15 protein-coding genes are annotated in these 19,698 nt (G+C 39.5%); 3 read left to right on the forward strand and 12 right to left on the reverse strand.

All coding sequences use genetic code 11. From position 1 onward, the window contains the following. Positions 1-34 precede the first annotated feature (34 nt). Positions 35-640, reverse strand: a complete 606-nt coding sequence (locus tag G593_RS0103395; protein ID WP_022279373.1) for an ECF transporter S component — start codon at positions 638-640, stop codon at positions 35-37. Positions 641-876: 236 nt separating this feature from the next. Here G593_RS0103395 and G593_RS0103405 point away from each other — a divergent pair, with 236 nt between their 5' ends. Together G593_RS0103405 and G593_RS0103410 are read left to right on the forward strand one after the other, a co-directional pair. Then, positions 877-1,572 carry a Crp/Fnr family transcriptional regulator gene (locus tag G593_RS0103405; protein ID WP_049946450.1) on the forward strand — a complete coding sequence of 232 codons (696 nt, stop codon included), beginning with the start codon at positions 877-879 and terminating at the stop codon, positions 1,570-1,572. A gap of 15 nt (positions 1,573-1,587) precedes the next feature. Next, positions 1,588-2,148, forward strand: a complete 561-nt coding sequence (locus tag G593_RS0103410; protein WP_029730754.1) for a CD3072 family TudS-related putative desulfidase — start codon at positions 1,588-1,590, stop codon at positions 2,146-2,148. A 47-nt stretch (positions 2,149-2,195) separates the two neighbouring features. Here the strand turns inward: G593_RS0103410 and G593_RS0103415 are convergent, their stop codons facing one another. The 8 genes from G593_RS0103415 to G593_RS0103455 all read right to left on the reverse strand — a co-directional run bounded on the left by G593_RS0103415 (position 2,196) and on the right by G593_RS0103455 (position 12,217). Then, positions 2,196-3,869, reverse strand: coding sequence for an AAA family ATPase (locus tag G593_RS0103415; RefSeq protein WP_029730755.1), 1,674 nt, complete (start codon positions 3,867-3,869; stop codon positions 2,196-2,198). A gap of 144 nt (positions 3,870-4,013) precedes the next feature. Next, entirely contained in the window at positions 4,014-5,360 is a 1,347-nt protein-coding gene (gene glmM, locus G593_RS0103420) for a phosphoglucosamine mutase (protein WP_029730756.1), read from the reverse strand. 186 nt (positions 5,361-5,546) lie between these two features. Continuing rightward, on the reverse strand, positions 5,547-6,986 hold the full coding sequence (locus G593_RS0103425; protein WP_442852368.1) for an NAD(P)/FAD-dependent oxidoreductase: 1,440 nt from the start codon (positions 6,984-6,986) through the stop codon (positions 5,547-5,549). Positions 6,987-7,050: 64 nt separating this feature from the next. Then, positions 7,051-7,635 carry a TetR/AcrR family transcriptional regulator C-terminal domain-containing protein gene (locus G593_RS0103435; protein ID WP_005336950.1) on the reverse strand — a complete coding sequence of 195 codons (585 nt, stop codon included), beginning with the start codon at positions 7,633-7,635 and terminating at the stop codon, positions 7,051-7,053. A gap of 131 nt (positions 7,636-7,766) precedes the next feature. Beyond that, entirely contained in the window at positions 7,767-9,164 is a 1,398-nt protein-coding gene (locus tag G593_RS0103440) for a radical SAM protein (protein WP_029730758.1), read from the reverse strand. Between the two features lie 63 nt (positions 9,165-9,227). Continuing rightward, entirely contained in the window at positions 9,228-9,821 is a 594-nt protein-coding gene (locus tag G593_RS0103445) for a manganese efflux pump MntP (RefSeq protein ID WP_029730759.1), read from the reverse strand. A 493-nt stretch (positions 9,822-10,314) separates the two neighbouring features. Further along, complete coding sequence (locus G593_RS0103450; protein WP_005334560.1) at positions 10,315-11,493, reverse strand: phosphoribosylaminoimidazolecarboxamide formyltransferase; 1,179 nt, start codon at positions 11,491-11,493, stop codon at positions 10,315-10,317. Between the two features lie 10 nt (positions 11,494-11,503). Further along, positions 11,504-12,217 carry an IMP cyclohydrolase gene (locus G593_RS0103455; protein WP_022279381.1) on the reverse strand — a complete coding sequence of 238 codons (714 nt, stop codon included), beginning with the start codon at positions 12,215-12,217 and terminating at the stop codon, positions 11,504-11,506. A 215-nt stretch (positions 12,218-12,432) separates the two neighbouring features. Here G593_RS0103455 and G593_RS0103460 point away from each other — a divergent pair, with 215 nt between their 5' ends. Beyond that, a complete protein-coding gene (locus tag G593_RS0103460) occupies positions 12,433-13,521 on the forward strand; it encodes a hypothetical protein (RefSeq protein ID WP_029730760.1) in 1,089 nt (362 codons plus the stop codon). Positions 13,522-13,613: 92 nt separating this feature from the next. Here the strand turns inward: G593_RS0103460 and htpG are convergent, their stop codons facing one another. The 3 genes from htpG to G593_RS0103475 form a co-directional block, all read right to left on the reverse strand. Next, a complete protein-coding gene (gene htpG / locus G593_RS0103465) occupies positions 13,614-15,668 on the reverse strand; it encodes a molecular chaperone HtpG (RefSeq protein ID WP_029730761.1) in 2,055 nt (684 codons plus the stop codon). 432 nt (positions 15,669-16,100) lie between these two features. Next, a complete protein-coding gene (locus G593_RS0103470) occupies positions 16,101-18,023 on the reverse strand; it encodes an Ig-like domain repeat protein (RefSeq protein ID WP_029730762.1) in 1,923 nt (640 codons plus the stop codon). Continuing rightward, positions 18,008-19,519, reverse strand: coding sequence for a protein kinase domain-containing protein (locus G593_RS0103475; protein WP_029730763.1), 1,512 nt, complete (start codon positions 19,517-19,519; stop codon positions 18,008-18,010). Before G593_RS0103475 ends, G593_RS0103470 begins: the two co-directional genes overlap by 16 nt. Between the last annotated feature and the right edge of the window lie 179 nt (positions 19,520-19,698).

Here is a 19,698-nt window from a genome sequence, read left to right on the forward strand (position 1 = left end):
ATTTTTTTGTAAGAAGTATCCAGGAGGGTCTGTCTTACTTCTTCTCTTTGATATAGTTACTTCCACAACCGAACTTAACAAGTGTTCTTGGTGGAATTACTTTTATAACTGCCCAGCAGATCAAGAATGAAATAATACGGTCTAATACCTGGAATACTCCTTCTGTACCGAAAAATGCTGCCCAGATGTTGGCTCCTGCTGCCATTGCGGCTGCTGTGATAATAGATGTACCTCCACCTGTAACTCCACCGTATACAAGTACAACAATTGGTGCTGAAACAATAATGGATACCCAAGCCATTACAAACATAGAAATCAGCCATTTCCACCACACACTGAACATCTGTTTTCTGGCAAGAAAACCTGTTACCAAACCTGCAATTACATTAACTGGAATAAACGCAAAGTTTACTGGATTTGCGATACCTGTGACAACATTGGTTAAACCTCCGGTCACTGCCCCAACCCATGGACCGCAAAGCATAGCAGCAAAAATTGTTCCGATTGTGTCAAGATACATTGGAAGCTTCAAAATAGATGCTAACTGCCCTCCAACAAAGTTAACTGCTACTCCGACTGGAATAATCAGTAACGCTAACATTGAAAAATCTTCTTTAATTGAATATTTCTTTTTCTCCATTCCTATGTCCTCCTTCATTTCCCTGTGCATTCTCTGCATTTTCTAAAAATCCTTTACCCCTCCTGGCATCTCTTCCAGATAGTATTGTCAACATTTTCACGTTTTTCCTTATTTAATGTCTGACTTTACTTGACTTCAATATAACATAGTCGTATAATTTTAAAAATGACAGTTGTCATCTTTTATTATATTTTTTCACAATATCTAGTTATTAAAAATGGAGGTTTCTATAGATCATGTACAAAAATACAAAAAAAGCTCTGGAAATCATCTTAAAAGAAGAGTATGATAAAGAAAATCCTTTACAATCATTTACGCATCTTAACCTTGGCAACCAGCTTCTCACTGTCCCCAAAGGAGAAACGATACTTTACCAGGGCGATTCTGCTGAATATTTTTATATTCTGCTTTCCGGTCATACGGTTATAATGAATCAGATTTCTTTCAGTACAAATGATATCATCGACTATGTTGAGCCGCCACATATTCTGGGATTAATGGAGTACATCAACAAGGATTCTTTTTATACAGCTTTTGTTGTAGCTGACACAGCATGTGTCCTTTTCCGTGTAAATGCAAAAGAATTCATGGACTTTATTCAACAAGATGCGAAACTCTGCTATCAAACACTTATAATCACTGCTCATATAGCAAGTTCCAATATGGATCGTGCAGAAACACACAGAATTTTCCCGACCAAAGATATCCTAGGGCATTACCTGTACAGACAGGCATGTTACAAACTGCCATATACATGCCCGTTAACGAGAAAGGGATTAGCAAATAAGCTCAATATCAATTTGCGCACCCTTTATCGTTATCTGGACTATATGGAAAAACATAATTATATCACTTTACACAAAGGAAAGATTATAATTAATCAGGAACAAATGGAACAGCTTTCTTTGCGTTATGGTGATGTTATCATCTAATCGGAGGTTTTATATATGAAAAAAATTATTTTTGTATCACATTGTATTTTAAACACTGCCTCAAAAGTTGTTCTTTATAATCAGGCTGACATGGACGCCGAAGAAAATCTCAGAAAAAAATTCATGCACAAAGCAATTGATCAGGAAGTACAGATCATTCAACTGCCTTGTCCAGAATTTACATTATATGGTCCAAAACGCTGGGGACATGTTAGCAATCAGTTCGACAATACTTTTTTTCGCGATCATTGTCGTAAAATTCTTGCTCCGTGTATTCAACAACTCAAAGAATATCTGGCAAATGAAGACTGGTTCGAAGTGTTGGGAATTGTTGGGGTAGACGGCAGTCCAAGCTGTGGTGTTGACTACACCTGTTGCGCTGACTGGTATGGGTCATTTGAATGCCGCGAAGGACTGGATAAAACTTTCAACGAATGCACTCTTGAGAAAAAATCAGGAATCTTTATGCAGGTGTTAAAAGAAATGCTGAAAGAAAACGGGTTGTCGGATAAAGTGAAAGTAACTTCTCTCTTTGCACCAGAGCCTGAAAAATGTTTAGAAATACTTGATAAATAATCGTTATAGAAAAAAGCCCCGGCACAACACCGGGGCTTAAAATTTCTTTATTTCTTTTTTACAAAGCATCTTTTCTTGAAAAATGAAATTCCATAGCACAAGATTTCATCATAATCATCTTCATATTCTGACGCATACATTTTTTTATTAATCTGCTCGATTGCCCGGTCGCAATCCCGTTCCATTTCTTCACGACTTTTTGAATACTTTGCTTCAAATATTGCAACTCTGGCATTCATTGAATCATAAACCACAACATCACTGCGTCCTTCGCCGTGCTCTTTATTCGATTCCACCATATAACCGGCTCCGGCAAATATGCCTGCGAGAAATGCATGATAAAAATCTTCTCTGTAATCATGATAACTGATTGTCTTTCGGAGAAGTTTGCTCATTTCCAGAGTGATTTCTCCGCTATCTCCTTCCCACACTGCATCAAACAGATGTTTTCTATCCCAGATTTTTGCACTGTCCTCAAACCATCTTTTTATGGTCGTCTCAAATATCTCCCTGATTTCTACATTTGGAATCTTGAGTGCGTATGTTTCTTCTGGCAATGTACCGCTGTATTCATCATCTTTTGCTTTTGTCAGATATCCAGTCAGATATAAAAGACTCCAAAGATTCTCCTCTGATGAGTTCAAATAATCATATGTGATTCCTTCATCCACCTTCTGAACAATACTTCCACCGCCAAGAAGTGTTTCAAACTTTTCTGTGATATTGCTTCCTGCATGATCAATAAATGATCGGATTACTGCATTATCACTTGTATTCTTCCAGTAACTTGCCGGTTTTGCATCCGGATTATGTTGAAGCTCCTGAAAATAATTCATTACATCCCATGGACAATATACATCACATTCGCCAAAATGATAACCGTCATACCATTCTTTCACCTGTCCGGCATATTCTGTAACTCCTGCATCGCTTAAGATTTTATCAACGTCTTTCTGCGTAAATCCGAAATATTCATCCAATCTTGCATCTGTAATTGTATCCAGAACAAAGTTATTTGTTCCTGTAAAAATGCTTTCTTTGGAGATCCGAAGGCAGCCAGTCACAATTGAAAAACAAAGTGCTGCATTATCTTTTAGTGCGGTCGTCATCATCGCTTTGATAACTTCCAGCATCTGTTCATAATACCCATGACTGCTTGCTTTTGCCAAAGGAACATCATACTCATCTAATAAAAGAATTGCCTGTTTCCCATAATATTTGTTCATGAGCTGAAGGAGCAGCTGTAATGACCTTGTCACTTCCACTTCTCCTGCTGCCTGTTTTCTTATTCTCTCATATATCTGCCGCTCATTGTCGCTTATATGTTCGCCATCTAAAAGATATGCATATTCTTCATATAATCGTCCAATTTCATATTTCAATTGTCCATAAGCACTGTCAAAACTTAAACCATCTACATTTTTAAATGTGAGAAATACAGTCGGCCGCTGGTTCTGCCATGCATGACACAATTTCTCATGATTGGAAATTTCCAGCCCTTGAAATATTTTTCTGCTGTCTTTTTCTATATCGAAAAATTCAGCCAGCATACTCATTCCAAGGGTCTTTCCAAAACGTCTCGGACGTGTAATCAGTGTCACTTCTGTTCCAGGGTTCTTCAATACTTCACAGATCAGTCCCGTTTTATCGATATAATAGTATTCATTTTCTCGTATCTTCGAAAAATCTGATATTCCGACCGGGAAATCTATTTTTTTCATACCGCTCCCCCTCTCTTTATGACCTGATTTCTTTTTTCTCCTGAGTCTTACTGCAAATTGATTTCTTTAAATCGCCCACACTTCATTTTGTTGGCATAAATCCATTGTCCTGCAAATCATGTATGACCTGCCGAAAAATATGTTTTACTCTACTGCCAATCCTTCTGCTTTCATAACATCGACTACCTGTGCCACATATTTTGCACACAGTTCATCTGTCGCAGCTTCTACCATGACACGGATTACAGGTTCTGTTCCACTCTCGCGGACAAGGATACGTCCCTCATCACCAAGTTCTGCTGCTACATTGTCAACTGCCTTTATAACCTCCGGATTCTCGCGTGCTGTCTTCTTATCTGCCACACGGACATTCTGAAGAAGCTGTGGATAGATCTTTACAGGCTCTGCCAATCTGGAAAGGCTCATTTTCTTCTCCAGAATTACTTCCATGATCATAAGTGAAGTCAGGATTCCATCACCTGTTGTTGCATGTTTGCTGAAAATAATATGTCCGGACTGCTCTCCTCCAAGAGAAAAGTTATTCTTGCACATATTTTCATAGACATATTTATCTCCGACTGCTGTCTTTTCATACTTCATGCCAATCTTGTCACATGCTTTATAAAGTCCCAGGTTTGACATTACAGTTGTAACGATGGTATCACCATTCAGGCGTCCATTCTCCATGAGATATTTTCCGCAAACATAAAGGATCAGATCTCCGTCGATCACATTTCCTTTCTCATCGACAGCAATGCATCTGTCAGCATCTCCGTCATAAGCGAATCCTACATCCAGATGATTCTCTTTTACATACTGCTGCAGGACTTCAATGTGAGTAGATCCACAATTGGTATTGATGTTCGTTCCGTCCGGCTCACAGTTGATTACATAAGTCTTTGCTCCAAGTGCATCATAGACACTCTTGGCAATCATAAACGCACTACCGTTAGAACAGTCAAGTCCGATTTTCATATCCTCAAATGATCTTGTTGCAAGTGAAATCAGATATCCGATGTAACGGTTTCTTCCTGCTGCGTAATCAACAGTACGACCAATATCTTCTTTTTTTGCCAACGGCAGTTCGTCAATCTCTCCATCGATATATGCTTCAATCTTAGCTTCTACCTCTGCCTCCAGCTTGTGTCCTTTTCCATTGATCACTTTAATTCCGTTATCATAGAATGGATTATGGCTTGCAGAAATCATAATTCCACAGTCAAAGTTTTCTGTTCTTGTCACATAAGAAACACTCGGTGTTGTGGTTACGTGAAGAAGATATGCATTCGCTCCTGATGCAGTCAGTCCGGCAACGAGCGCGTACTCAAACATATAGCTGCTGCGTCTTGTATCTTTTCCGATCACAACCTTTGCTTTGTGATCCTGTCCGTAATACCAGCCAAGAAAACGTCCCACTTTAAATGCGTGCTCTACTGTTAAAACTACATTTGCCTCTCCACGAAAACCGTCTGTTCCAAAATATTTACCCATTTTTCTTATCTCCCAATTACTTTTTAATCTTATCTGTCTAAATTGAAAATTCATAATCTGTATACATTTTCTCATAAATGATCAGATTTTTTGAACTTCTTTGGTTCAGACAAATACAGTATCTTTTCTTATTATACTGTTTTATTCTTTATTCGACAACCTTTTGGTATATTTTCCTGCTTTACCTTATACGTTCATCTTTTTGCAGATTTCCCTTGCCACGCAGATACCATTTGCAGATGCCTGCTGAAGTCCTCTTGTGATAGATGCTCCGTCTCCCATGACGCGCAGATTCTTGATATTTGTCTCAAATTTATCGTTCACTACGACTTTATTCGAATAAAATTTTACTTCCACGCCGTAAAGCAAAGTCTCATCCGATGCAATTCCGGGTGTTACTTTATCGAGTGCCTTAATCATCTCATCTATCGCGACCATGATACGATGCGGGAATACCAGTGATAAATCTCCAGGCACAGCATCTTTCAATGTCGGTGTAATATTGTTTCTCTGTAATCTTTCTGCAGTTGTTCTTCGTCCTCTTCTGAAATCACCATAACGCTGAAGCAAAATTTTGCCGTCGCTTAACATATTTCCAAGCTGGGCTATATGCTTACCATATTCGATTGGTGACTTAAAAGGCTCCGTAAAATTCTTAGATACAAGGAGTGCAAAATTCGTATTCTTTGTCTTCATGTCTTTTGACTTATAAGCATGACCATTGACAACTGCAAGTCCGTTATCGTAGTACTCTGTTGCCACTTCTCCGGAAGGGTTCGTGCAGAATACGCGTACCTTATCGTCAAATGTTGGTGTATAGTATACAAGTTTTGCCTCGTAAAGCTTCTCATTGAGTTCCTTCATGATCTCATCTCGGACTTCTACCCGGACACCTACATCAACAGTACCATTCTGTGTTTTAATACCATGATTTTTACAGATTCCTTCAAACCAGCTTGAGCCTTCTCGTCCGATACCTGATACGATTTCATCCGCATAGTAAGTTTCCTCTTTGTCTGTGACGACCCCCTTTGCCACACCATCCTCGATTATGATATCCTGTACCATAGTCATGAACTTGATCTCTACACCTGAAGCCAGCAAATGTTCCTGCAGTCTTGTGTAAATCTTATATCCTTCCTCAGTTCCAAGATGGCGGATCGGACATTCGATCAGTTTGAGATTGGCACGAATTGCTTTCGCCCGGATCCTCTCGATAGCTTCGTAATCGTCAATTCCATAGACCTTCTCATCTGCCCCGAATTTCAGATATATATTGTCTGCTTCTTTGATCAGTTCTTCCGCCTTCTCATAGCCAAGGATCTCCGGCAAAGTTCCCCCTACATCTGGTGACAGAGATAGTTTTCCATCGGAAAATGCGCCTGCTCCCGCAAATCCGGTTGTGATAGAGCATGGCTTACAACCCACACAGATCTTTGTCGTACGCTTCGGGCACTGGCGCTTCTCGATAGAGCGTCCCTTCTCAATCATTAACACTTTCATATCCGGTTTCTGTCTCATGAATTCATAGGCACAGAAAATACCGGAAGGCCCTGCACCTATAATAATTACGTCATATTTATTCATATATCTGATCCACCTTTCTGTGAATAAAAAGTATAACATTTCCATATAAAAAAGACAAGGTAAGTCCCGAAGCCATGTAAGCCTTCCGGCTCATTTTTCTCCGTTAATTAATTACCTTGTCCATAGTGTCCTGCCCAATAATATCAATCAGTGAATGACTGACTAAAAATTCATAAAACTTTACCGCTTCTTCTGCCGATATCTCATTCCTGTGCTTCGAGATCCAATACTTGATCCCATTAACCAGGGTCATAGCCTCATACTGCAAAAATGTCTCTTTGCTTATAATTTCTCCTTCTTTAATATGTATCGGATTACGCTCCACGACTACACGCACCAGATTACAAATGTTGTGATATAGCATATCTTCAAAGGAATTCTGCCCCTTCACTTCAAATACCCGTGCATAATATTCTTTATCCGCAGCAATCTTTTTAAATATCATCTCCAATGCAGACCTTGCCATATTCATCTTCACAAGTTCCGTCGCACTGCTAAATACATCTTCCCACAAAAGCCACTCCATTACTTCATATTTATCCCGGAAGTAATTGTAGAATGTCGGGCGTATTACCCCTGCTTCATCCGTGATCATCTTAATCGTAATCTTGTCAAAAGATTTCTTCACGACCAGTTCTTTGAATTTCTGCCCTAGAAGCGCTTTTGTCATCTCGCCCTTGCGTTCCATGATTATCTCTTCCTCACAACATAATCTGTGAATTATTATAACACAGATTCCGTGTTCTAAACAAGACGGAACCTGTGCCTAAAATATCAGATTCAGTATTTCACCCCTCCATGAAATACCAAGTCCATTGTTTATTTCTGTTTATAATTCTGATAGCCTTTCGCCTCACGCGGATGCTCGCTCCAGAGTTTATCCGCACACTCTGACCAACACTTCGCGTAAGTATGACATTTGCCACACAGATGCTCCACTGTTTCCGGTGACTGAAGATCTGTGGATTTGGCACCTGTCTCATGTACCATCTGCTGCAGCAATTCCGGATTTTCCAGCATCGGACATGGTTTTAAATGATTACAGTTAAATGGCTGATAATCCCGATATGCCATAAAAAGCGGCTGTCTGAGCGCATCTAATAAAGATACTTCTTTTATATTGGCTCCAGAATAATGGATAAATACACACGGTTCCACATCTCCGTTCGGATTAATGTGGCAATAATTTCTTCCCCCTGCAATACAACCGCCTACAAATTCACCATCATTCTGGAAGTCCATAGCAAAAATAGGTTTTCCACCGTTCGTGGAACGAATCTTACGAACTCTGTGATACATATATTCTCTCTGCTCTTTTGTCGGTAAAAGTTCCACTGCCGCATCATTTCCTACCGGCATATAATGGAAATACCATGTAAATCTACATCCTTTTTCAATAATCATATCCAGGAACTCATCGGACGTAACTGTCTCAATGTTCTTACTTGTATAACAGATAGATGTTCCAAAAATCTGACCGGAAGCCTTCAGCAGATCCATAGCATGCAATACTTTTTCATACACACCTGCGCCTCTTCTGAGATCATTAACTTTCTCAAATCCTTCCAGACTGATAGAAAGAGACAGATTGCCGACTTCTTTCATCTGCTCGCAAAATGCTTCATCAACCAGTGTTCCATTCGTAAATGCATGGAATGCGCAATCATTATGTTTCTTACACAACTTTATAATGTCATCTTTTCTGACAAGCGGTTCTCCGCCAGTATACATATAGAAGTAAATTCCAAGCTCTTTTCCCTGTGTAATAACACTGTCCAGGTCATTGTATGTAAGATTCAGCCGATTTCCATATTCTGCCGCCCAGCAGCCGGTACAGTGCAGATTACAGGCACTGGTCGGATCCATAAGAATCAGCCACGGGATATTACAGTCATATTTCTTACGCATTTCACGGATTGTCTTTGTTCCGTAAAATGCTGCCTCATATCCCAGATTCAATGCAGTCTGACGAATGACATATGGATCCAATTCATCAATCATGTGGTTGACATATTTTACCCATTTATTATCTGGATCTTGAATCATCTTACGTGCAGCCTCATAACTTTCTTTTTGGAAATTGTCTCCCATATATTTTTCTGTCAGATCTACCAGTTCCAAAAGACCTTTTTCACGATCTTTCTTCACATGTTTTAACACTGCATCAATCGCGGTTCCATACGCTGCTCTGGCAGCCTTATGTGTCAATGTACCCATATCACATTTCCTCCTCGTATATCTTATTTTTTCAATATTTGAGCTGATTATCAACATTGCACATCAATACATGCAATATTGAATCACTACATCTACTCCTGCAATCAGGAACAATGCGCCACCTGCAAGATATGCCTGACTATTATGCACTGTACCAAGCCTATATCCTACATATACACCACCAATTACACTCAGTACCGTAATTGGGAAAATCGTCAGTGACTGGTGTATCATTTGCGCTTCCAGAAACCCCATTCCAATTCCCGCAAGAAATGCATCTACACTTGTAATAAGTGCCAGAAATATCGTTTTCTTCCAGTCAATTTCATCATTGCGCTGTTCAAGAATGTTTCGCTTCTTAAGTCCCTTCCAGATCATATATATGCCTAATCCTATAAATATCAGAACTGTCACTGCCTCCCAGTGATCTGCAATTCGTGAACTTGAATTTGAAGAATCCCGGAATATTGGCAACAGAGTAAGCAGATTTCCTACAATCAGACACCCCCATTGAACACCTCCGAAAAGCAGGCATAAACCAAATAGATTTTTCTTATTGATCTTTGAAAATCCAGCCCCCATATAAGCCATCGCTACAAATACATCTAAAGACAATCCTGCTGAGATTATTACAATCTCAAGAACAGACATAACCATCACCTGCCTTGTACTCTTAATTATGTTGTGATGAACAAAACCTTTCACTTCTCATGCATTTGCTCACAAATAAGTAAAAAAGTTTTGTTCCGTCCCTTGACATCATTGTATTAAAACATGAAAAAGAAAGGAATGTACAAAAGGTGGGAAGCGTTATCCAAATGCTACATTTATAAAAATATGTCGTATACATTCTCACTCTCTGATAGAAAATGTTCTTCATCTGCCATAGGATTCACAATATAGAAAAGAACACCTTCCAAAAAATCTGCATTTTTCAGAAAGTGTTCTTCTTAATTCAAGAATGCCTCGGCATTCTTGCTGCGAGGTGCGCGTCATGCAATTGCATGACATACTTCTACTGCGCACCTCTGCAATCCTGCCGGAGGCTATATCAGCTGGGGGATTGACTCCCACCACTGATACAAGCTTGTTTCTCACCACCTATAGAGGTGGGATCCATCTCCCAGCTGATATTCTATGTTCTTTTTTCTTAGTGATGGAACAGACGAATACCTGTGAATGACATCACCATGTTATATTTGTTACATGTATCGATAACATTGTCATCTCTTACAGAACCACCAGGCTGTGCAATATATGTAACACCACTCTTGTGTGCTCTTTCAATGTTGTCTCCAAATGGGAAGAAGGCGTCAGATCCAAGAGCGACACCTGTCAGTTTGTCCAGCCATTCTCTCTTGGCCTCTCTTGTAAATACTTCCGGCTTTTCTTTGAAAATATTTGGCCATGCGTCATCTGAAAGCACATCCATATAATCCTCACCGATATAAAGATCAATTGCATTGTCTCTGTCAGCACGACGGATATGATCTACAAATGGAAGATTCATAACCTGTGGAGATTGTCTTAACCACCAGTTATCTGCTTTCTGTCCTGCAAGTCTTGTACAATGAATCCTGGACTGCTGTCCGGCACCAATTCCGATTGCCTGTCCATCTTTTACGAAGCATACAGAATTGGACTGTGTATATTTCAAAGTAATCATGGAAATTGCAAGATCAATTTTAGCCTGATCTGTCAGTTCTTTATTCTCTGTAACAATGTTGGAGAAGAAATCATTGTCGATCTTTAATTCATTTCTTCCCTGCTCAAATGTAATTCCAAATACTTCTTTATGTTCAATCGGATCCGGTACATAATCCGGATCGATCTGAATAACATTGTAATTACCTTTTTTCTTCTCCTTCAGAATCTCAAGCGCTTCCGGCTCATATCCAGGAGCGATCACGCCGTCAGATACTTCTCTCTTGATAAGTTTTGCTGTATCGACGTCACAGACATCAGAAAGTGAAATAAAATCACCAAAAGATGACATACGGTCTGCACCTCTTGCTCTTGCGTAAGCGCTTGCAAGCGGTGACAGTTCACCAAGATCATCTACCCAGTAAATCTTAGCCAATGTCTCATCAAGCGGAAGTCCCACTGCAGCTCCTGCAGGTGATACATGCTTAAATGATGTTGCAGCCGGAAGTCCTGTAGCTTTCTTAAGCTCACTGACTAACTGCCATCCGTTAAATGCATCCAGAAAATTGATATATCCCGGTCTGCCGTTCAATACCTGAATCGGAAGATCCTTTCCATTCTTCATATAAATCTTGGATGGTTTCTGATTCGGGTTACATCCATATTTTAATTCCAGTTCTTTCATGATATTCCTCCTACTGATTCTTATTTATGATCTTTGTCTCATAAGTTCCGGTTGCAATATCAATATAACGCACAAAAAGTGAAACTTTATTATCTGCATTCAGACTGTTCCATACAAGATCTGTAAATGCTTCCATATCATCCGGAATGCTGACAAGCTTAGGCTCCCCTTCAAAACTTGGAAGTGGATTACCATCACACTTGTATGTATGGATAAAATGTCCCTCTCCTGCTGCTGGATTCTCATATGCAAAGGTATAGCGGTGTGAACTCTCCGGATTACCATTGTTGCTCTTTAAAATAGACATTGCATAGTTGTATGTTCCATTCTCAATATGCATGATTCCGGAAATACGAGGAGTATAATTCGGTCCGTCCGGCTCAAATGTACGACTTCTCAGTGACTGTTCAAAAGTGAGCTGCTTGTCCATGCCTTCATAAATCGTGTCTGTCTGGTCGCCATTCGTCACAATGGTCTTATTACCAAGCACACGCACCGGTGCATAAATAATCAGACTTGGATCTGTAAGCTTTGACGGATCAAATGCCTGTGTACGGATTCCTTCTCCGTCTTCTACGAACACGCGGTTTCTGCTGTTCTCACTTCTTCCCATAATAAAATATGCGGTCACAGCCTTCGTACCGTCCGCACTTCTACCAATAATAATTCCACGTCCCGGGTAGGAATTACTCTGTAATTCTTTTTCAAGATTCAACATTTCCATGAATATTCTCCTCCACAAGTATTCTAGTAACTGATCAAATCACATAATTGATTATATCCTCATATGATTACCGATTACTACGCGCTATGCGCTCTCACAACTATTATATAAAAAATAATGATGTTTTTCCAGTCTTATTTGTGGTATATTATAAATAACTATTTAACCATTTTCATACATGGTTTTATATTTATCTGAATACGGAGGAAGAAACAATGAAAAAAAAGCATTTATGCCTTGTGTTAACGCTTATCTTTGCGTTGTTACTTGGCGGATGTGCCAGCGGTGAGACCGCAGACAAGTATGTAGGAGATTTGATCACTTCTATAAAAAAAGAGGATCCGTCTTCTCTATCTTCTTTTCTGGAACAGGGAATTTCAGATGAGAACGAAACATATGTACTTCAGTTTCCGGACGAGCTAAAAGATTCTTATCTTAAGTTCCTTCAGGCATCATTTAATGCCGTAGAATTTGAGATAAATGGTGCTAAAAAAATTGACGATGAACGTTATTCCGTGCAGCTTACTTTTACTCCACTGGATATTGAAGCAACGACGAAAAACACTTGCGAAAAATATAGTCCGGCCATCTCTTCTACAGATTTGAATGCCGAGATGACAAAGCTTCTCGAAAAAGCAACGGAAGCTGTAAAAAGCTCTCCTTCTTACGAGAACTCCACTCAGCTTACACTGGAGGTTAAGAAGTCAAAAGACGGTTACAGCCTAGACGACGAGCAGTTACAGAAATTATTCTCTGCTACTATGGATAACATTATGGCACCATATGATAGTGTATGCGAGATACTGGACGCTCAGGATTACCTCACATCCTGTCTGAATGCACTGTTTAAAAATGATGTGGCTGAATATGCAAAACATACTGGCGAAGACGAGTCTTCTGTCCAGTCTCAATTAGAAAGTTCTATGTACGCACCACCGGAAGAGCTCAGTGCCTCATACACAGAGCGTTACAGCGCCGCGCTGAAAGCAATCTGTAATAACTGTCAGTATTCTGTTGGAACACCAAAGAAACAGGACGGATTATTCAATTACATGATTGATGTAACCGTAACTCCGAATACAAGCTTCCAAAGTGCTATGAATGAACTCGAAACCGGAACTTACTATTCTGAGGAAGAAGTAGATCGTGCTCTTGTAGAATTGATGGAAAAATACGCTGCTGCACCAACTTATGGTGCACAGACAACGGTTACCGTTTCTCTGAACTTCAAAACACTGTCAGCGGCCGGTGCCGAAGATTCTGAGATCACTTCATTAATTGATACCATACTTCCAGTAGAATAGAGCATTCAGAATAAAACTGTATAAAAGAACCTGCCCCAAAATTGTGAGGCAGGTTCTTTTATACTTATATCACTATGGATCCAATATTGAATCTATTTTGTCAGAAGCATCATAATATCATTGCTTCTCTGAACAAATGCTGTCATCTCTTCTGGATTTAATGGCTTATGTGCCAGCATAGCCAGATCATACAACTGCTTGCAGATCAAAGATGTATTTTCTCCATCTTCATGTTTCTGCACATACTGTACCAGTGGATGATTTGCGTTCAGGATCAGGGTATTCTCTCCACCCATATCCATTCCCATGGAATCCATTCCATACATCTTCATCATCTCCTGCATACGGCGGCTCTGCTCTGATAATGTCATAATAGAAGCTACATTGCTGTCTTTCAGTTTCTCAACTTTCACATCCAGCTTGTCATTACCAAGCTCTTTGCGGAATGTTGCAGTCAGACTGTCTACAGTCTTCTGGAATGCTTCCTTTTCGTCTTCAGCAACTTCCTCTTTTGCATTATCTGTAACATCTGCATCAATTCTCTGGAACTGAACATTCTGATAGCGCTGCTCAAGCTGTGTAATGAATGGAGAATCAATGTTGTGTTTCAGCACAACTGCATCCTGTCCCTGTGCACGGAACATATTGATATACTGACTCTGCTGAATCTCATCTGTTACATAATAGATAGTTGTCTTCTTCTCTTCTGCATTTTCCTCGGCATTGTCTGGTGCTGCATTTTTATCGAGTTCTTTCAGCTCTCCCCCATTTGCTTCTACGCAGTCTTTCAGTGTCAGATATTTTCCATCGATATCCTTAAAGAGAACTGCATCTTTCATCTTGTCACAGAACTTCTCATCTTTCAGACAGCCAAATTTTATAAATGGACTGATGCTGTCCCAGTATTTCTCATAATCTTCACGTTTTGTCTTGCACATACCTGCAAGCTTGTCTGCAACTTTCTTGGAAATGTACTCAGCAATCTTGCCTACAAATCCATCATTCTGAAGAGCGCTACGTGATACATTCAGTGGAAGATCCGGACAATCAATAACTCCCTTTAATACCATCAGGAATTCTGGAATGACTTCCTTAATATTATCTGCAATAAATACCTGGTTATTATACAGCTTGATCGTTCCTTCAATAGAATCATATTCTGTATTAATTCTCGGGAAGTACAGGATACCTTTTAAGTTGAACGGATAATCCATGTTCAGATGGATCCAGAACAACGGCTCTTTATAATCCAGAAATACTTTGCGATAAAACTCTTTGTAGTCCTCATCACTGCACTCATTCGGATGTTTTGTCCAGAGCGGATGAATATCACTTAAGGATTCCGGACGCTTTTTAATCTTTACTTTATCTTTTGCAGGTGATACTTCTACAACTTCTTTTTCACCATTTTCATTCTCTTTTTCTTCGGTCTTGGCATCTTCATGAATGTGCTCAACAACCTCATCGTCCTCTTTCAGGTCTGCCTCGTCAATTGTCTCATACTCTGGCTCTGCATTTGCCTTTGATAAGAAAATCTCTACCGGCATAAAGGAACAATACTTCTGGATAACTTCTCTTACACGATACTCGTTCGCAAACTCCAGACAATCATCGTTCAGATACAATGTAATCTCAGATCCTACAGTCTGCTTGTCTCCTTCTGTCATCTCGTATTCCGTTCCACCATTACTTACCCAGCGTACCGGTGTTGCTCCGTCTTTGTAAGATAATGTGTCAATATGAACTTCATCTGCAACCATGAATGCAGAATAGAATCCCAGTCCGAAATGACCGATCATATCGTCTTCTGTTGTCTTGTCTTTATATTTTTCAAGGAACTCTGTAGCTCCTGAAAATGCAATCTGAGTAATATATTCTTCAACTTCCTCTGCTGTCATACCAAGACCATTATCAATGAACTTCAAAGTCTTCTCTTCCGGATTCACTTCTACATGAATTGATGCCTTATAATCATCCGGTAACTGGTATTCACCCATTACATCCAGTTTTTTCAATTTTGTAATGGCATCACAGCCATTGGAAATCATCTCTCTGACAAAAATGTCATGGTCAGAATATACCCATTTTTTAATAATTGGGAAAATGTTTTCACTGCTGATTGAAAGACTACCTTTTTTTGCTTCCATTCTAATCACTCCTGTTTCTGATATTTTAAGCTGATTTAATCATTTGTGTTTTTGATGCCAGGGATAAAATCGAAACCTACATGAACTTACTCATAAGTAAGCAAATACAAAATCTTGAAATCTCCCCGATTAAATCTATGATAATCCCTTGCTTTTTAAAAGTCAATAGAAAATCAGCACTCTTTTTCATCGAGTGCTAACAATTCTGTGAATTTTATTAAGAAATAATAAACTTCCTTACGTTCATAGTTTGTTCATGTTTATTTTAAAATTCTTTCATCTCTTTAACATTGTTTCTCCACAACTCTTACATATAATAAAATCATCAACAACAGAAGTTCAGTAATACATTTTGAATAAACTTTTTCATAATACGTGCCGGGTGCCGCTTAGCGGTTACCCGGCATCCTCCCTTTTATGAACCTTTATATATTATTCTTCGTCTGCCTGTTCCTCTTTCGCACTGTCTTTTTTGCGTCTACACAATACCACACCAGTTATTATTAATAGTATTGTTATTATACTTCCAATCACAATCCATTTCAACATGGCAAAATGACGGTTTTCTTTTTCTCCTTGCCGATTTTTCTGCTCCTTTTCTGTCTTTCCAGATAATATTTTTTGAATTGGCGCTGCCGCCTTTTCCAATATCGTCTTCTCTGGAACGATTTCAAATGATATATTTTCTTCTGCTTCATTCCCTGCCAGATCCGCTGCTGTCACGCTTACTTCATATTCGCCTGGATTTGTAATCTGAAATGTATACTTCCCGTCTTCTTTTTTTAATGTCTGCCTTTTTCCATTAATCAACACTTCTTCTATCCAGTCTTCTTTTTTTCTGGAATCTACTTGAAAGTTCAGGAGCCCTTCATACTGTGCCCCTTCCTCTACCTGATAAAACTGAATCTTCGGAGGTGTGTGATCTATTACGAATTCCGCTCTTGCCACCGCTTCATTTCCTGCGGCATCTATGGCATTTACCTGTAGTGTATGACGCCCCTCCGTATCAATCTCTGTCCCAATCGGATATAACCTTCCGTCCATCTGGATCTGATGGACAAATGTCGTAAAGTCCTTGATAAATACATCCACCGGATAATCCCATGAAAACTTTTTCAGATACTTCCCCTGCAGTTCGTCCACCATCTTTATCACTGGATTCTTAGTATCAATCATAAATTGCAGGAAATGTTCTGACTTCTGTTTTGCCTTATCCACAGCCTGTACACTGGTTTTATAGATTCCATCTTCCTGAAATGTCTTTACAAGACTTGCGGATCCGTTCTTTAAACTCCACTTTTCTTCCGAATCTATGACCTCCGTTTTTTTCTCTCCTTCCGGTTTTTCATAATCAATCACTGCCCGACAGCTTTCTAATTTATTTTCATCAGTTGCCTGGTATTCTATCGTCACGGGCTGACTGGTAATCAGATAATCGGCTGCCCCTGTTAAACTTACTGTCGGTGCCAGACTGTCAATGAATAACTTCTGCGTTTTCTCCGTTTTATTACCTGCCTGATCTGTGACAGTCACTGTTACCGGCACACCTTCTCCACTTTTTGAAGTCTGTGTGATTAAAAACTCTGACTGATTCTCCTTTGATTTTCCAATAATTTTATTCCCAACATAACATGTAACCGTATCAACCTGGCTTCCCCATGCACCATCTTCTGATACCACACGAATCCACGCTTCCTTCTGATACCAGGTAGAAAATCCTTCCGGCGCCTCCAAGGTCACTGTCGGACTTTGTGTATCTATCCGTATTTCTATTGTCTCATCATATTCCGGAATCACATTGCCTTCTTCATCTTCCATAAAGACATGTAAAATATTTTTTCCTTCCTCAAATACTTCACCCTCAAGAGAAATCTTGGTTTTCTGCTCTTCTGCTTCTTGTGATACTATGTATTTTATTCTCCCCTGTAACAAAGTATCTTCCCTATGTTTTAATTCGTACACAGTTGTTCCATAGGCGCCATTATGTGTGATCATAACGGACGGCTTTGATAGATAATATCCATTCTTTCCATCAGCCTTGGGGATTTCCAGCTCATATCTCTTAATCTCGGGCTGCTCCGGTTCCTTGTCTTTGTCTTCATCTTCCCCTCCTGGCTTCTCTTGTTCTTTATCCCCTTCTTCCCCTCCTGGCTTCTCTTGTTCCTTATCCCCTTCTTCCCCTCCTGGCTTCTCTGGTTCCTTGTCTTTTCCATTAGTTCCATCTAAATTTTCCGATTCTGTTGTCTTTTTCATGTTTTTTTCTGCCTCATTCTGCGCATAAATAACTGCCTGCTGTGTATAAATCATTACCAGGACTAACATCAATAACGCTCCGGTTCTTATCTTCCTACCCATACATTTTCTCCTTCCATGACTATTCCGTATTCCTGTGCCAATTTTTGAAATTCTGTTTCTTCCTTAATTTCCGGGATTTGATTCAAATACTCTTTTACTGTCTGTGCACAGATTTCTCTGGAAATATCTGAATCTGAACACTGCATACGCATATAAAGAATTCTAAGCTGCTTTGAATCTTTTAATTCTTCCGCTCCTTTCCTGCATATTTCAAGTGCCTGATCTTTTAAGCCTTTTTCTCCCTGTATTTTCACAAGCTTCTGATAAATATCTTCTTTCTTCGACTCCTCTTCCCACTCAAGCATATCTGTATACATTTCCAAAGCCATATCCCAGTCTCTTGCCGTTTCAGCCGCAGAAGCCATATAAGAAGTACATTCTTTTACCAGTCTCTCCTCTGGCTTCTCATCCAGAATTTTCTTACCAATTCTTAAGATTGCTTTTGCATGTTCTTCCGATTCCTCCACTGCATAGCCCCGAATCAGACATCGCTCATAATCCAGCCTTGAATCGTCCGGCATCCACTCCTCGATTTTCCTGAATATGTTCTCTATTTTCTTTTCATTTGCATATTCCTTTTTCTCATTGCTGCTCTCTTTATCTTCTATCCCAGCCACATACCGCACTAATGCAGCCAGATTTTCCGACATCTGATCTTCCCTGGCATCTTCAAATGCCTGAATACTTTTTTCGTAATCTTCCAGCTCCAGAAAATACAATAATCCCATGGATCTCTGCGCTTCTACGAATGCTTCGCGCTCTGAAACTTCTGACATATTTAAACCGTCTGAACTTTCCATCTTAAGTTCTGTGTTCTTCTCATCTCCTTTTTTCTGAATGACCCGGACACTTACTGCGGCTACGAATACACAAATACTTATCATTGCCATAACCGTTCTTTTTTTCGTCCATATTCGTCTATCTTTACTTTTCTTCTCTGTTACATTTGGAATTTCTTTTTGAATTTCGGACATCTGCTTAAATGCCCGTTTTGAATGCCCATCCAGGCATCTGGATATTATTTTTTGAAACTTTACCGTCTCCCGTCTGGTTAGTTCCGGGATCGGATCTGTTACTGACAACAGGTACTGAATTGTCCTGCCTAGTCCGTATATATCTAATTCAATGCTGGCAGCCTGATAATAATTGACTTCAGGTGGAAGAAAGTTCTCCCTCACACTTCTTCGATTCATCTGAACCAGCATTTTTTCATTGGATTCCACACTCATATCAAGAAAATGTAGTGTCATATCCTCCGTGACGATCACGCTGTACGGATTCACATACTGGTAACAAGGGTTTCCCCGGCACTTATGTATGCACTCCAGTTGATCTGCAAGATCACGGATCCATAAAAATAATTGTTTTTTTGTAAGGTTCGGGTGATATTTCAACCACTGAATAAGTGACTTTCCTTCTACATAATCAGAGCTGATATAACATTTTTGATTATGTTCGATCAGGCGAAGCACCTCGTAACCTTCCCTTTCGCCCATCCGCATTCCTCCTATCTGTATTACTTTTTTGGAATTATCGGTGTGATTTCATATTGTGACAAATTCTGATTCTCTTCGACCTGGCAGAAGTTTTCTCAGATAAATTAGAGTGATTATTATCATACGCGAAAAAAGAGAAAAATGCAAGAAACATTTTGTTGCATTTTCCTCTTTTTATT

The organism is Dorea sp. AGR2135 (assembly GCF_000420885.1).
In the GTDB taxonomy this organism is placed as follows: Bacteria; Bacillota; Clostridia; order Lachnospirales; family Lachnospiraceae; genus Dorea; species Dorea formicigenerans.

Excerpts from the sequence above, each read along its gene's own strand:
- G593_RS0103425 (WP_442852368.1), bottom strand. The coding sequence starts at position 6,986 with ATGTTATACTTTTTATTCACAGAAAGGTGGATCAGATATATGAATAAA.
- G593_RS0103410 (WP_029730754.1), top strand. The coding sequence starts at position 1,588 with ATGAAAAAAATTATTTTTGTATCACATTGTATTTTAAACACTGCCTCA.
- G593_RS0103415 (WP_029730755.1), bottom strand. The coding sequence starts at position 3,869 with ATGAAAAAAATAGATTTCCCGGTCGGAATATCAGATTTTTCGAAGATA.
- G593_RS0103475 (WP_029730763.1), bottom strand. The coding sequence starts at position 19,519 with ATGGGCGAAAGGGAAGGTTACGAGGTGCTTCGCCTGATCGAACATAAT.
- glmM (WP_029730756.1), bottom strand. The coding sequence starts at position 5,360 with ATGGGTAAATATTTTGGAACAGACGGTTTTCGTGGAGAGGCAAATGTA.
- G593_RS0103445 (WP_029730759.1), bottom strand. The coding sequence starts at position 9,821 with ATGGTTATGTCTGTTCTTGAGATTGTAATAATCTCAGCAGGATTGTCT.
- G593_RS0103435 (WP_005336950.1), bottom strand. The coding sequence starts at position 7,635 with ATGGAACGCAAGGGCGAGATGACAAAAGCGCTTCTAGGGCAGAAATTC.
- G593_RS0103455 (WP_022279381.1), bottom strand. The coding sequence starts at position 12,217 with ATGGAAATGTTGAATCTTGAAAAAGAATTACAGAGTAATTCCTACCCG.
- G593_RS0103470 (WP_029730762.1), bottom strand. The coding sequence starts at position 18,023 with ATGGGTAGGAAGATAAGAACCGGAGCGTTATTGATGTTAGTCCTGGTA.
- G593_RS0103440 (WP_029730758.1), bottom strand. The coding sequence starts at position 9,164 with ATGGGTACATTGACACATAAGGCTGCCAGAGCAGCGTATGGAACCGCG.
- G593_RS0103395 (WP_022279373.1), bottom strand. The coding sequence starts at position 640 with ATGGAGAAAAAGAAATATTCAATTAAAGAAGATTTTTCAATGTTAGCG.
- G593_RS0103460 (WP_029730760.1), top strand. The coding sequence starts at position 12,433 with ATGAAAAAAAAGCATTTATGCCTTGTGTTAACGCTTATCTTTGCGTTG.
- G593_RS0103450 (WP_005334560.1), bottom strand. The coding sequence starts at position 11,493 with ATGAAAGAACTGGAATTAAAATATGGATGTAACCCGAATCAGAAACCA.
- G593_RS0103405 (WP_049946450.1), top strand. The coding sequence starts at position 877 with ATGTACAAAAATACAAAAAAAGCTCTGGAAATCATCTTAAAAGAAGAG.
- htpG (WP_029730761.1), bottom strand. The coding sequence starts at position 15,668 with ATGGAAGCAAAAAAAGGTAGTCTTTCAATCAGCAGTGAAAACATTTTC.